This window comes from Amycolatopsis sp. 505 (assembly GCF_031625235.1).
In the GTDB taxonomy this organism is placed as follows: Bacteria; Actinomycetota; Actinomycetes; order Mycobacteriales; family Pseudonocardiaceae; genus Amycolatopsis.
Genome location: NZ_JACKQP010000001.1, coordinates 1,217,868 through 1,230,590, shown reverse-complemented (window position 1 = coordinate 1,230,590; position 12,723 = coordinate 1,217,868). Strand labels below are relative to the sequence as shown.

Here is a 12,723-nt window from a genome sequence, read left to right as displayed (position 1 = left end):
GTGAAGCTGTCGCCGACGGGAAGGAACCCCATGACAGAGGCAGCCCCATGACGGCGGCCTCGGTGCTCGGCACCGAGCAGTTCACCGAGGTGCACGACCGCTACTTCGCGGCCATCTACCGGTACGTCGCCGGGCGCCTCGGCCCCCAGGCCGCGGAGGACGTCGCGGCCGAGACGTTCCTCGTCGCCTTCGACCGCCGGAAGACGTTCGACGCGAGCCGCGGCGACCCGCGCGCCTGGCTGTTCGGCATCGCGACGAACCTGGTCTCCCGGCACCGCCGCAAGGAGGCGCGCCACTACCGCGCCCTTTCGCGGCTTGATCCGCGTGAAGCCGCCGAAGGACACGAAAGCCGCGTCGTCTCGGCGATCGCGGTCGGGCAGCTCGGCAAGGCGCTGGCCCGGCTGTCCGCCGGCGAGCGCGACGTCCTGCTGCTCGTCGCCCTCGGCGAGCTCGGCTACGCCGAAGTCGCCGAAGCGTTGCGCATCTCCCCAGGCACGGTCGGCTCCCGCCTGAACCGCGCCCGCAAGAAGCTCACCCCCGTTCTCGCCCCGGAGGCCACCGATGAATGACCTGCAGACCCTGCACGCCGTGCTGGCGCCGAGCGAAGTGCCCCAGGACGTCGCCGACCGGAGCCGGCACCGGCTGCAGAACCACATGCAGGCGACTCCCCGCCGCCGGGTGCGCCCGCTGGCGCTCGGGGCCGGCTTGGTCGCCACGGCGGCCGCGGCCGCCGTCGTGGTGGCCACCCTGCCCGGCGCCCCCGCCCAGGCCCCGCCTCCGCAGGCGGTCGCCCCCGTCCTGACGGGCCAGGAGGTCCTGCTGGCGGCGGCCACGGTGGCCGAGCGTTCCCCGGCGGACACCGGAAAGTACTGGCACGTGAAGACGGCCGACGCCAAGGGCGGGTACGAGTACTGGTACTCCGCCGACGGCCACCTGTGGTTCCGCGGCGCGAAGAGCGGGGGCCGGGTGATGCCGCTGGGGGCGTTCAAGCTGCGGCTGGCGGCCAGCGAGGTGACGTTCGAGCAGCTCCGCACCCTGCCCACCGACCCGGCGGCGCTGCGGGACTGGCTCGTGAACGCGATCGCGCACAGCGGCGCCCGGACGAGCGCGGGCCCCTTCACCGCGGAGGACCGCGAGCGGGAGCTGCTGCTGTCGATGGTGTCCCTGGTGTCGACCCTGCCCGCCCCACCAGCCGTCCGAGCGGCGGCCTTCCGTTCGATCGCGGCATACCCCGGCGTCCAGGACCTCGGCCCCGTCCCCGGCGGCCGCGGCTTCCGGCTGCCGGGGGACTACCGCCTGGTGGTCGACCCCGCAACCGGCCGCATCAACCGCACATCGATGTACGTCTCCGCGGACGGCGCAATCTACGTGGTCGCCGATCCGCAGGGTGCGCAGGTCCGTTCCGAGTGGACGGACTCGCTGCCGGAGTGAGCTTCGCCGAGGCCGTCAGTTCTTGACGGCCTCGGCGAGCGCCAGCACCCGCCGCGCGTTGTCGACGTGCAGGTTCTCGATCATCCGGCCGTCCACCGTCACGACGCCGCGGCCGTCCTTCTGCGCTTCCTCGAAGGCCTCGATGATCCGCCGCGAGCGGTCGATCTCCTCCTCGGACGGCGCGAAGATCCGGTTGCACGGCTCGACCTGCGCCGGGTGGATCAGCGTCTTGCCGTCGAACCCGTACTGCCGGCCCTGCTCGCACTCGGCTTCGAAACCGGGCAGGTCCTTCACGTCGTTGTAGACGCCGTCGAGGATGACCTTTCCGGTCGCCCGGGCGGCCAGCAGGCACAGCGAAAGCCCGCCCAGCAGCGGCCCGCGGCCGGGGACGAACTCCGCGTGCAGCTCCTTGGCCAGGTCGTTCGTGCCCATCACCAGCACGGTCAGCCGCTCGGAGGCCGCCGCGATCTCCTCCGCGTGCAGCATCGCGACCGGCGTCTCGACCATCGCCCAGATCTTCGTGTGGTCCGGCGCCCCGCCGAGCTCCAGGGCCCGCTCGATGTTGTGCACCTCGGCCGCCGAGTTCACCTTCGGCACGACCACCGCGGCCGGGCCGGCGGCCGCGGCCGCGCGCAGGTCGGCGTCGTGCCACTCGGTGTCCAGGCCGTTGACCCGGATCGTCACTTCCTTGGCACCGTAGTCGCCGACCGCCGCGCAGACGCGGTCGCGCGCGGCTTCCTTGGCGTCGGGGGAGACGGCGTCCTCGAGGTCGAGGATCAGCGCGTCCGCCGGGATGGTCTTGGCCTTCTCCAGCGCCCGCTCGTTCGCGCCGGGCATGTAGAGGACGGAACGCCTCGGCTTCAGCTCGGTCATCCGAGGGCCTCCTTGGTGGCCGCGTCGTAGGCCGCGGCGAGTTCGGGGTCGTCCGCCGCGAGGGCGTCCGCCAGTTCGGCGACCACGCGGCACTGCTTCACCGACGCGTCGTCCTGCATCTTCCCGTCGATCATCACCGCGCCCGTGCCGTCGCCCATCTCGGCGATCACCCGGCGCGCCCAGGCCACATCGGACGGCGAAGGCGAGAACACCTTCTTCGCGATGTCGATCTGCACCGGGTGCAGGCTCCACGCGCCGACGCAGCCGAGCAGGAACGCGTTGCGGAACTGGTCCTCGCACGCGACGACGTCGCGGATGTCCCCGAACGGCCCGTAGTACGGCAGGATCCCGTGCATCGCGCAGGCGTCCACCATCCGCGCCACCGTGTAGTGCCAGAGGTCCTGCTGGTAGGTCGTGCGGCCCGCGGTCAGGTCGTCGCCGGTCGGGTCGGTGCGCACCAGGTAACCCGGGTGCCCGCCGCCGACCCGGGTCGTCTTCATGCGCCGGCTCGCGGCCAGGTCGGCCGGGCCGAGCGAGATGCCCTGCATGCGCGGGCTCGCGCCGGCGATCTCCTCCACATTGGCCACGCCGCTCGCCGTCTCGAGGATGGCGTGCACCAGCAACGGCTTCGTCAGGCCCGCCCGCGCTTCCAGCTGGGCCAGCAGCCGGTCGACGTAGTGGATGTCCTGCGCGCCCTCGACCTTCGGCACCATGATGACGTCGAGCTTGTCGCCGATCTCGGTGACGAGGGTGATCAGGTCGTCGAGCACCCACGGCGAGTCCAGGCTGTTGACGCGCGTCCACAGCTGCGTCTTCCCGAAGTCGTGGGCCTTGGCGATCGCGACCAGCCCGGCGCGCGCGGCCTCCTTGCGGTCGGCGCGCACGGCGTCCTCGAGGTTCCCGAGCAGGACGTCGACCTTCTTCGCGATGTCCGGCACCTTCGCCGCCATCTTCTCGTTGCCGGGGTCGAAGAAGTGGATCATCCGGGACGGCGTCACCGGGATCTCCCGCACGGGCGCGGGCGCGCCCAGGGCGAGCGGGGCGAAGAAGTCCTTCGGGGAGCGCATCGGTCCTCCACGGCGGGCGGCTAAGTGACTGGTCGGTAACTTTAGTCCCGCGCGCGCGGGACCGCTGCGGTGCAAGTCACCGCCATGTGGGTGACGGCGGACAACCGCAGCTCAGCGACCCGCGTCCACTGTGGATTTTGCCGTTGTTGCGCCATCCGGGCTAGTCGGATCGGGTTTGGCCGGTTCTGCCGCGGGTAATCGCCCGTTGCCGGACCGTAATGCCACTCACCTCGCGATCACTCGGTTGGCCGCACCGTTCGACCGAAGTCCGATGACCGCCTACCGACCGGTCATCGACCGCTGGGCGCCGCCGATCGCAGCCACTCGCACTACCCGGCGACGCCGCGCCGCCGCGCTGTTAGACAAGTGAGGTGCCGGTTTCCCCCGGTCACGAAGCGGTGCAGGTTAGAAGGAGGCGGACTCGTGGCGGCTACACCTCAGAACACCGAGCGCTCGACGGTCGCCGGTGGCGCGAAGCGCAGCCGGTCGATGCCGAGCCGCGTGGTGCCGCCGATCGAGCTCCCCGCGAGCGTCGACGAGCTCGCCCGCGCCGCCGCCGCCCAGCTCGGCTGGAACGGCGTCGTCCTCCCCGAGATCACGATCCTCGGCCGCAAGGTCTGCGTGGTCGCCAAGCTCCGCACCGACGTGCACGCCGAACGCATCGCGATGGGTGCCGGCCCGGTGGCCGACCGCGCCACCGTCGACACCTGGACCTGGCCGGAGCTGGCCGGAACCGCCCCCGCCCCGGCCGCCGAGATCGTCGGCGTCCTGGCCGTCGCGCGCCACTGGCGCACCGCGATGGCCTCCGCGGTTCCGTTCGCCCGCTACGGCGAGGCCGCGATGGTCCTCCCCTCCCCGGCGGTGCTGACCGAGGACTACGTCGGCAACTGCCTGCCGCGCGCCCGCGCGTACGGCCTCGCCGTCGTGACCGCCGACCCGAACGCGGTCGTCGACCTCGACCTCGAGGGCCGCACCGAGCGCGTCGTGCTCGCCGAGGACCCGGTCTCCCGCCTGGTCAACGAGCTGGTCTACGACCACCTGCTCCGGACCGCGGAGGCGCCCGCTTCGCACTAAAGTCGGCTCCATGCGAGTCGTCATTGCTGGTGGACACGGTCAGATCGCGCTGCGGCTCGAGCGGCTGCTCGCCGCGCGCGGTGACGAAGCGGTCGGCATCATCCGCAACCCCGCCCACGCGGCGGACCTCGAAGCCGTCGGTGCCCAAGCCGTCGTGCTCGACCTGGAGAACTCCGATGTGGACGCCGTCGCCGAGGTGCTGAAGGGCGCCGACGCCGCGGTCTTCTCCGCGGGCGCGGGCCCGGGCAGCGGCACCGCCCGCAAGGACACTGTGGACCGGGGCGCCGCGGCGCTGTTCGCCGAAGCGGCCGAGCGCGCGGGCGTCCGGCGGCACGTCCAGGTCGGGTCCATCGGGGCCGACAACCCGGAGAACCCTGACGTCACCGAGGAGTTCCGCCACTACCTGCGCGCCAAGCGCGCGGCGGAGGACGACCTCAAGGCGCGCGATCTGGACTGGACGATCCTCCGGCCCGGGTCGCTCACCGACGACCCCGGCACCGGCCTGGTCCTGCTGGCCGAGCGGACCGGCCGCGGCCCCATCCCGCGCGACGACGTCGCCGCGGTGCTCGTCGGCCTGCTCGAGACGCCGGCTTCGGTGCACCGCACCCTGACGCTGATCTCGGGTGAGGACGCCATCGGCGAGGCGATCGCGGCGCTGTGATCACCCAGGCATCGAGAGAGATCGCCGTCTTCAGCGGCAGCGCGCACCCCGAACTGGCCGAAGAGATCTGCGAGCACCTCGGCGTACCGCTGCGGCCGGTCGAGATCCAGCGGTTCGCCAACGACTGCCTCGAGGTGCAGCTCCAGTCCAATTGCCGCGAGCGGGACGTGTTCATCATCCAGCCGCTGGTCAAGCCGGTGCAGGAGCACCTGGTCGAACTGCTCCTGATGCTCGACGCGGCCCGCGGCGCCTCGGCGTCCCGGATCACCGCCGTGATCCCGCACTACTCGTACGCGCGCTCCGACAAGAAGGACGCACCCCGCATCTCCATCGGCGGCCGGCTGGTCGCCGACCTGCTGGTGACGGCCGGGGCGAGCCGCGTGCTCGCGATGACCCTGCACTCGCCGCAGGTCCACGGCTTCTTCAGCGTCCCGGTGGACCACCTGCACGCGCTGCAGGAGCTGGCCAAGCACTTCCGCCAGTACGACCTTTCGCGCGCCACCGTCGTCTCACCCGACCTGGGCAACGCGAAGGAGGCATCGCACTTCGCGCGCCTCCTCGGCGTCCAGGTCGCGGCCGGCGCGAAGGAGCGTTTCCCGGACGACCGCGTCCAGATCACCTCGGTGATCGGCGAGATCACCGGCCGCGACGTGATCGTGCTCGACGACGAGATCGCCAAGGGCAGCACGGTGCTCGAACTGCTGGACAGGCTGGCCGAGCTGCACCCGCGCTCGATCCGCGTGGCGTGCACGCACGGCCTGTTCGCGGCGAAGGCCATCGAGCGCATCGGCAGCCGGCCGGAGGTGCTGGAGATCGTCTGCACCAACACGGTCCCGGTGCCGGAGGAGGAGCGCACCGAGAAGCTGAAGATCCTCTCGATCGCCCCGGCGATGGCCGAAGCCATCCGCCGCATCCACAACGGCGAATCGGTGTCGGCGTTGTTCTGAGCGCGGGTCAGCCGAAGTTCTGGTGCTCGCCGCGGTACGTCGGGACCGTTCGCTCCACCCGGTCGCCCAGCACCAGGTGGTAGTGGGTGAACCGCTCCGCCAGCTCGCCCGCCTTGGCGTGCCGCAGCCACACCCGGTCACCCAGCTTCAGGGTCCGGGCGGCCCGGCCCGTCACCGGCGTCTGGACTTCGCCCGCGCCCTCGAAGCCGAGGAACTTCAAGCCCTTGGGCAGGTACGGCTTGGGCTGGCGGGACGGACCGGTCGGGCCCGAGGCGATGTACCCACCCGAAAACAGCGTCGCGATGTTGCGGGTCGGGCGCCGGACCACCGGCAGGGCGAACAACGCCGCCGGGCGGGGCTTGAAGCGGGTGTAGCCGTCGAACAACGTCGGTCCGATCAGGCCCGAGCCCGCCGCGATCTCCGTCACCACCGCGTCCGCGCCCGTCGACTCGAGGCTGCCCGTTCCGCCTCCGTTGACGAACTCCAGGGGCGTCACGGCCTCGACCGCCCGGACCGCTTCGCCACGGCGGCGGGCCAGCTCGGCCGCCGACCGGCGCTGCATCCAGCCCACCACCGCCTGGTTCAGGCGCGGGCCGGCCGCGTCGCCGAGGCCCGCGATCTGGCCTTCGTACGCCATCACGCCCACCAGGCGGAAGCCCGGCCGGGTGACGATCTGCCGGGCGAACGTCGAGGCCTGCTTCGGCGTGAACACCGGCGACCGCCGCGTGCCGACGTGGACTCCCGGGAAGGGGCGCCAGGAGGCGTCCAGCTCCAGGCAGACGCGGATCTCGGGGTGGTTGTGGCCGAGGGCGGCGTCCACCAGGTCGAGGTGAGCGGGCGAATCCACCATGATCGCGATCGCCGCGCGGGCCTCGTCCGAGGCGGCCAGGCGGCGAAGGGCTTCGTGGTCGGCCGTCGGGTAGGCGACGACGATGTCATCGGTCGTGCCCTGCTCGACGTGCCAGACCGCTTCCGCCAGCGAGTAGCACATCAGGCCTTCGAAACCCGGCATCGTCAGCACCCGCTGCAGCAGCGCCCGGCACCGGACCGACTTGCTGACCACGCGGATCGGCTTGCCCGCCGCGCGGCGGCGGAGGTCGGCGGCGTTCGCGTCGAAAGCCGCCAAGTCGACCACGGCCAAGGGTGGATCGAGGTCCTTGGTCGCCAAGTCGTACACCGTCGCACTGGTCACGAGGTCTAAAGTACGACACGAAGGCTTGAAACGCGAATACTATTCACTTACTGTTTCGGCCATTCACGGATGAAGGGTGCGCGCGCATGACCCGGTGGACCAACTGGGCGGGCACGGCGTCCGCCTCGCCGCAGCACGTTCACCAGCCGCGCACCACGGCCGAAATCGCGGCGACGGTCGAAAGCATCGCCGCGGCCGGCCGCACCGTGCGTCCGTGGGGCAGCGGGCACTCCTTCACCGCCATCGCCGCCGCCGACTCCGACGCGCTCGACCTGCGGCACTGGACCGGCGTGGAGAAGGCCGACCTCGAGACCGGGCACGTCACCGTCCGCTCGGGCACCACGCTCCGGGAGCTCAACGCCGCCCTCGACGCGCTCGGGCTGGCCATGACCAACCTCGGGGACATCGACGCACAAACCGTCGCCGGCGCGATTTCCACCGGCACCCACGGCACCGGCGCCAAGCTCGGCGGCCTTGCCACCCAGGTCGTCGCGCTCGAGCTCGTCCTCGCGGACGGCTCGGTCGTCACCTGCTCGGCGGCCGAAAAGCCCGACCTCTTCGCCGCGGCCCGCGTCGGACTCGGCGCGCTCGGCGTGATCACCACGGTGACGCTGAAGTGCGAGCCGTCCTTCGTCCTGCGCGCGCAGGAACGACCGGAGCCGCTGGAGCAGGTCCTCGAAGGCTTCCACGACTTCGCCGACGAGAACGAGCACTTCGAGTTCTACTGGTTCCCCTACGGCAAGAACGCCCTGGTCAAGCGCAACAACCGAACCGAGACGGCCCGGCCGCTGAGCAAGGTCCGCGAGTTCGTCGACTACCGGATCATGGAGAACGTCGCGTTCGGCGGCCTCTGCCGAACCGGGCGGCTGATGCCGAAGCTCGTGCCGTCCCTCGGCAGCTTCGCTTCCAATGTTTTGAGTGCACGCGAGTACAGCGACCTCTCGCACCGCGTCTTCGTCACCGCGCGCAACGTCCGCTTCACCGAAACGGAATACGCTGTTCCACGTGAATCAGTGCTCGACGTGCTCGCCGAACTACGGGCGGTAGTGCCGACGCTGAAGCACCCGGTGATGTTCCCGGTCGAAGTCCGCGTCGCCGCCGCCGACGACATCTGGCTGTCGACGGCCCAGGGCCGCGACTCCGCCTACATCGCCATCCACCAGTTCATCGGCATGCCGTACCGCGAGTACTTCAGCGCGTTCGAGAAGATCGCCGGCGCCGTCGGCGGCCGCCCCCACTGGGGCAAGATGCACGACCTCGACGCCGGAACTCTTCGCACGCGCTACCCCCACTTCGACGACTTCCTGCGCGTGCGCAAGGAAACCGATCCGAGCGGGGTCTTCAGCAACACGTATCTGGACCGGGTACTCGGGCCGGCTGTGTAGCGGACATCTCCGCGCAGCAGGTGGCCCGCCACCCCGAAGCCGTGATTGTGACTACGGCCGGTGGTACCGCGTCAAGGCGGGAAAGCGTGCCTTGCCCCGGCACCACCGGCCGCGTGCCGGCTTCGGATCGGGGCGCCGGGGGAGGTCTGGGTTGGGCGCCGGTTCGGGCGTCAGCGTGCCGTTCGGGCCGGGTGCCCCGGCTTTGCCGGGTGAGGCCTGTGTTCGGCCGACGGGCGCTGGCGGGGCCTGCGGTGTCGCGAATGACTCATTCGGGACCTCCGACGTCCCGAATGAGTCATTCGCGACCTTCGGGGAGCCCGTGAGCCCGGGAGCCCGGGAGCCCCGGCGCACGCACACACGCACACACGCGCGCGCCCGCCCTCCCTGGGGGAACCCCCACTTCCAGTCTATCGGCCCCCACTGACAACCCACCCCGAATCCACGCAGTTGTCCACAGCTGTGCCTACCTGTGGACAACTCCTGTGGACAGCCCTACGACCGCTCCCCGAACCGAGCCGCCAAATACCCCTTCACCACGTACTTCGCCTCGGCGACGATCTTCTCGTCGCCGCTCGGCTCGCGGCGGAAAGCCAGCTTCATCAGCGCGTCCGCGACCTCGTTCGCGATCGTGATCGCGAACCGCAGATCCTCCACCGGCCGATCCACCTGTGTGGCCACCAGATCCGTCAGCGAATCCACGATCACCGCGTTGTTGTCGCGCGTCTCGTCCAGCAGCTGGCGGTCGATGATGTCGCCGAAGTGGACCTTCGAAAACCCGGGTACCGTCCGGTGCATCTCCAGGTAGATGTCGAGGATCGAGTCCACGACGTCCCACCAGTGCTCCGGCCCCAGCTGCTTGAGGCGCTCGTTCACCGCGCCCACGAAGCGCTCGAGGTTCCGGGCCGTCAAAGCCTGGACCACGGCTCTCTTGTCCGGGAAGAACTGGTACAGCGAACCCACGGCGACCCCGGCCCGCTTGGCGATCAAAGTCGTCGTCAGCGCGTCGTAACCGAGCTCGTCGATCAACGCCGCGCTCGCGTCGAGCATCTGCTCGACCCTCTTCGCGCTTCGCTGCTGGACCGGCTGGCGGCGTAAGGGGGTGGCTTCCGCCGGCACCTTCGCGGCCTGGATGTCGGACACGGCGCTCCTCCTCGTCTGATCTGGGACTTTATCGTGCCGACGGGCTTCCCCACGGACGAGTGACGACCTAGTATATGAGAACTTTTCATGTTCACCCGTACGGGTGCCTTGACGAAGGGGTCAGCAGCCGGTGCAGAACCCGAACTTCCCGCCCGACTTCCTCTGGGGTGTTTCGACATCGGCGTTCCAGATCGAAGGCGCCACCAGCGAAGGTGGGCGCGGACCGTCCATCTGGGACACCTTCACCGCGACCGAGGGCAAGATCGCCCGCGGTGAACAAGCCAACGTAGCCGCCGACCACTACCACCGCTACCCCGAAGACATCGCGCTGATGGCGGAACTCGGCGTCGGGGCCTACCGGATGTCCATCGCCTGGCCGCGCATCCAGCCCGACGGGACGGGCGCGCCCAACCCCGAAGGCCTCGGCTTCTACGACAAGCTCATCGACGCCGTCTGCGCGGCCGGGATCGCTCCCGCCGTCACGCTCTACCACTGGGACACCCCCCAAGCCATCGAAGACGACGGCGGCTGGCTCTCCCGGGCGACCGCTGAGCGCTTCGCCGAGTACGCCCGGATCCTCGGAGAGCGCTTCGCCGATCGGGTGAAACTGTGGATTCCGCTCAACGAGCCCATGGTCATGTCCATCTTCGGCTACGGCATCGGCGAGTACGCGCCCGGCAAGGTCCTGCTGCTGGACGCCATTCCCACCGCGCACCACCAGAACCTCGCGCACGGCCTCGCGATCCAGGCCCTGCGCGCGGCGGGTGCCACGAACATCGGCACGGCCAACAACCACTCGCCCATCTGGCCCGCCGACGACGACGCCCAGGACGCCGCGACCTACCTCGACGCGCTGCTCAACCGGCTCTACGCCGACCCGATGCTGCTCGGCACCTACCCCGAAGAGCTGCACCCGCACCTGCCCGCCGGGTTCGCCGACGACCTGTCCACCATCGCGCAGCCGCTCGACTTCTACGGCATCAACTACTACGAGCCGCAGGGTGTCGCGATGCCCGGCCCCGGCAACCCGCTGCCCTTCGAGCTGCGGGACATCGAGGGTTACCCGATGACGACGAACGGTTCGCCGATCGTCCCGCACGCCCTGCGCGAACTGCTGCTGGACTTCCACCACCGCTACCGGGACAAGCTGCCGCCCATCCAGATCACCGAGAACGGCTGCAGCTTCGCCGACGAAGTCGCCGAAGACGGTGGTGTCCACGATCCCGAACGCATCGACTTCCTGCACGGTCACCTCGTCGCGCTGCGCGAGGCGATGGACGCCGGCGTCGACGTCCGTGGTTACTTCTGCTGGTCCCTGCTGGACAATTTCGAGTGGTCCAAGGGCTACGCGCCGCGCTTCGGCCTGGTGCACGTCGACTACGAGACCCTGCGGCGGACGCCGAAGGACTCGTTCCACTGGTACCGGAAGCTGGTGCGGAATGAGTGAAACGACCCAGGCGGTTCCCGAGGCGCTCGCCGAACCCACCGTGCGGGTGCGGCCCGGCTGGATGAGCCTGCTGTTCTTCGCCAACATCGCGCTCTGGCTGGGCGTCTACGCGCCGATCCAGGTGCTGCTGCCGAAGCAGGCCGAGCTGCTCGACGCCGTGAACAAGGAAACCGTGCTCGGGGTGGTGATGGGCTTCGGCGCGGCGGTGGCGCTGGTCGCCAACCCCGCGATCGGGCTGCTGTCCGACCGGACCTGCTCCCGGTTCGGCCGGCGGCACCCGTGGACCGTCGTCGGCGCGATCGTCGCCGCCGTCGGGCTGGCGGTGCTGGCGCTGGCGCCGACGGTCGTCGTGATGATCGTCGGCTGGTGCCTCGTGCAGGGTGGCCTCAACGGCATGCTCGCCGCGCTCATGGCCGCCCTGCCCGATCGGGTTCCGGTGGGGCAGCTGGCCGTGGTCGGCGGCCTTGTCGGCATCGCGCAGATGCTCGGCACGGTTCTGGGTGCGGTCGTGGTCGTCGTCGTGCTCGGCATGGCCGGGCTGCCGCTGGCCTACGCGGTCTGCGCGGGGATCGTCGTGATCGGCGCCGCGTTCTTCGTGCTCCGGACGCCGGACGCGCGGCTGCCGGTCGAGTTCCGGCCGCCGTGGGTGCTGCGCCAGGTGCTGCGGGACTTCTGGGTGTCGCCCCGGAAGTACCCGGACTTCGCGTGGGCGTGGAGCTGCCACTTCATGATCAACCTCGGCAACGCGTTCGGCACGCTCTACCTCTTGTTCTTCCTCCAGGACGCGGTGCACTACCCGGACCCGGAGAACGGCCTGCTGATCATGATGGGCCTGTACGGTGTCGCGCTCGTCGCCGGCGCCGCGCTCGCGGGGCACTTCTCCGACAAGTCCGGACGGCGCAAGCCGTACGTCCTGGTGGCCTCCGGAGTGATGGCACTGGCCGCTTTGCTGCTCGTCGTCTGGCAGAGCTGGCCGGTCGCGCTCGCCGCGTCCCCGCTGCTCGGCGTCGGCTTCGGGGCGTACATGGCGGTCGCGCTGGCGATGTTGACGCAGGTGCTCCCCGCGGCGCAGAACCGGGCCAAGGACTTCGGCATCATCAACATCGCGAACTCGCTGCCGCAGGTGGTCGCGCCATTGGTGACGCCGCTGGTGCTCGCCTACCTCGGCGGATATCCGGGGCTCTTCGCGGCTTCGGCGATCGCGACGCTCTTGGCCGCGGTGCTCGTGCTGCGCGTGAAGGCGGTTCGCTAGACGTGGAACCGCGGGCCGGTGCCGGTCGGGGGAGGGGAGTGCAACGGCACCGGCCCGCGGAATTCGTGGGCCGCTCGGGCGAACAGAGCGGGTGAACCAGTGGTCCATACCGCTTGTGTTGATCAATCTAGCGGGGGATTACCGCCTGGGCTAGGCCTAACGCGGATTTTTTTCGATTAATCGCGGTGGGGACCGGGTGTTGGCCGAGGACTGGTTCGCGCTGCTCGGGGGTGCGGGCGAAACAGTCCTCGGCC

The 12,723-nt window shown here is 70.4% G+C and carries 12 protein-coding genes; 8 read left to right on the top strand and 4 right to left on the bottom strand.

Features of this window, described 5'->3' with window-relative positions:
- Positions 1 to 47 precede the first annotated feature (47 nt).
- Both H5965_RS05980 and H5965_RS05975 read left to right on the top strand, forming a co-directional pair.
- Positions 48 to 569 carry a sigma-70 family RNA polymerase sigma factor gene (locus H5965_RS05980; RefSeq protein WP_310968279.1) on the top strand — a complete coding sequence of 174 codons (522 nt, stop codon included), beginning with the start codon at positions 48 to 50 and terminating at the stop codon, positions 567 to 569.
- Positions 562 to 1,431 carry a CU044_5270 family protein gene (locus H5965_RS05975; protein WP_310968278.1) on the top strand — a complete coding sequence of 290 codons (870 nt, stop codon included), beginning with the start codon at positions 562 to 564 and terminating at the stop codon, positions 1,429 to 1,431. Before H5965_RS05980 ends, H5965_RS05975 begins: the two co-directional genes overlap by 8 nt.
- A gap of 15 nt (positions 1,432 to 1,446) precedes the next feature.
- Here the strand turns inward: H5965_RS05975 and H5965_RS05970 are convergent, their stop codons facing one another.
- The gene (locus H5965_RS05970) at positions 1,447 to 2,304 is read right to left on the bottom strand and encodes a CoA ester lyase (protein ID WP_310968277.1); all 858 of its coding nucleotides are present in this window, start codon (positions 2,302 to 2,304) and stop codon (positions 1,447 to 1,449) included.
- Complete coding sequence (locus tag H5965_RS05965) at positions 2,301 to 3,371, bottom strand: CoA ester lyase (protein ID WP_310968276.1); 1,071 nt, start codon at positions 3,369 to 3,371, stop codon at positions 2,301 to 2,303. The genes H5965_RS05970 and H5965_RS05965 overlap by 4 nt, the downstream gene beginning before the upstream one ends.
- A 423-nt stretch (positions 3,372 to 3,794) precedes the next feature.
- Between H5965_RS05965 and H5965_RS05960 the strand changes: the two genes are divergently transcribed.
- From H5965_RS05960 to H5965_RS05950, 3 genes are read left to right on the top strand one after another with little or no spacing between them, the layout of a single operon-like run.
- A complete protein-coding gene (locus H5965_RS05960) occupies positions 3,795 to 4,445 on the top strand; it encodes a hypothetical protein (RefSeq protein ID WP_310968275.1) in 651 nt (216 codons plus the stop codon).
- 10 nt (positions 4,446 to 4,455) lie between these two features.
- Complete coding sequence (locus tag H5965_RS05955; protein WP_310968274.1) at positions 4,456 to 5,106, top strand: SDR family oxidoreductase; 651 nt, start codon at positions 4,456 to 4,458, stop codon at positions 5,104 to 5,106.
- Positions 5,103 to 6,053, top strand: a complete 951-nt coding sequence (locus H5965_RS05950; protein ID WP_310968273.1) for a ribose-phosphate pyrophosphokinase — start codon at positions 5,103 to 5,105, stop codon at positions 6,051 to 6,053. Before H5965_RS05955 ends, H5965_RS05950 begins: the two co-directional genes overlap by 4 nt.
- A 7-nt stretch (positions 6,054 to 6,060) precedes the next feature.
- Here H5965_RS05950 and H5965_RS05945 read toward each other — a convergent pair whose 3' ends face one another.
- The gene (locus H5965_RS05945) at positions 6,061 to 7,245 is read right to left on the bottom strand and encodes an amino acid deaminase/aldolase (protein ID WP_310968272.1); all 1,185 of its coding nucleotides are present in this window, start codon (positions 7,243 to 7,245) and stop codon (positions 6,061 to 6,063) included.
- Between the two features lie 86 nt (positions 7,246 to 7,331).
- On the opposite strand from H5965_RS05945, the gene H5965_RS05940 reads away from it, so the two are divergent.
- Entirely contained in the window at positions 7,332 to 8,630 is a 1,299-nt protein-coding gene (locus H5965_RS05940) for a D-arabinono-1,4-lactone oxidase (RefSeq protein ID WP_310968271.1), read from the top strand.
- A 492-nt stretch (positions 8,631 to 9,122) separates the two neighbouring features.
- Here H5965_RS05940 and H5965_RS05935 read toward each other — a convergent pair whose 3' ends face one another.
- The gene (locus H5965_RS05935; RefSeq protein ID WP_176173773.1) at positions 9,123 to 9,770 is read right to left on the bottom strand and encodes a TetR/AcrR family transcriptional regulator; all 648 of its coding nucleotides are present in this window, start codon (positions 9,768 to 9,770) and stop codon (positions 9,123 to 9,125) included.
- Between the two features lie 130 nt (positions 9,771 to 9,900).
- Between H5965_RS05935 and H5965_RS05930 the strand changes: the two genes are divergently transcribed.
- Both H5965_RS05930 and H5965_RS05925 read left to right on the top strand, forming a co-directional pair.
- On the top strand, positions 9,901 to 11,217 hold the full coding sequence (locus H5965_RS05930) for a GH1 family beta-glucosidase (protein WP_310968270.1): 1,317 nt from the start codon (positions 9,901 to 9,903) through the stop codon (positions 11,215 to 11,217).
- A complete protein-coding gene (locus H5965_RS05925) occupies positions 11,210 to 12,469 on the top strand; it encodes an MFS transporter (protein ID WP_310968269.1) in 1,260 nt (419 codons plus the stop codon). Before H5965_RS05930 ends, H5965_RS05925 begins: the two co-directional genes overlap by 8 nt.
- Positions 12,470 to 12,723 lie beyond the last annotated feature (254 nt).

What these genes read in the sequence shown, in the direction of transcription:
- H5965_RS05965 (WP_310968276.1), bottom strand. Translation starts at nt 3,371, where the DNA reads ATGCGCTCCCCGAAGGACTTCTTCGCCCCGCTCGCCCTGGGCGCGCCC.
- H5965_RS05980 (WP_310968279.1), top strand. Translation starts at nt 48, where the DNA reads ATGACGGCGGCCTCGGTGCTCGGCACCGAGCAGTTCACCGAGGTGCAC.
- H5965_RS05925 (WP_310968269.1), top strand. Translation starts at nt 11,210, where the DNA reads ATGAGTGAAACGACCCAGGCGGTTCCCGAGGCGCTCGCCGAACCCACC.
- H5965_RS05970 (WP_310968277.1), bottom strand. Translation starts at nt 2,304, where the DNA reads ATGACCGAGCTGAAGCCGAGGCGTTCCGTCCTCTACATGCCCGGCGCG.
- H5965_RS05955 (WP_310968274.1), top strand. Translation starts at nt 4,456, where the DNA reads ATGCGAGTCGTCATTGCTGGTGGACACGGTCAGATCGCGCTGCGGCTC.
- H5965_RS05940 (WP_310968271.1), top strand. Translation starts at nt 7,332, where the DNA reads ATGACCCGGTGGACCAACTGGGCGGGCACGGCGTCCGCCTCGCCGCAG.
- H5965_RS05975 (WP_310968278.1), top strand. Translation starts at nt 562, where the DNA reads ATGAATGACCTGCAGACCCTGCACGCCGTGCTGGCGCCGAGCGAAGTG.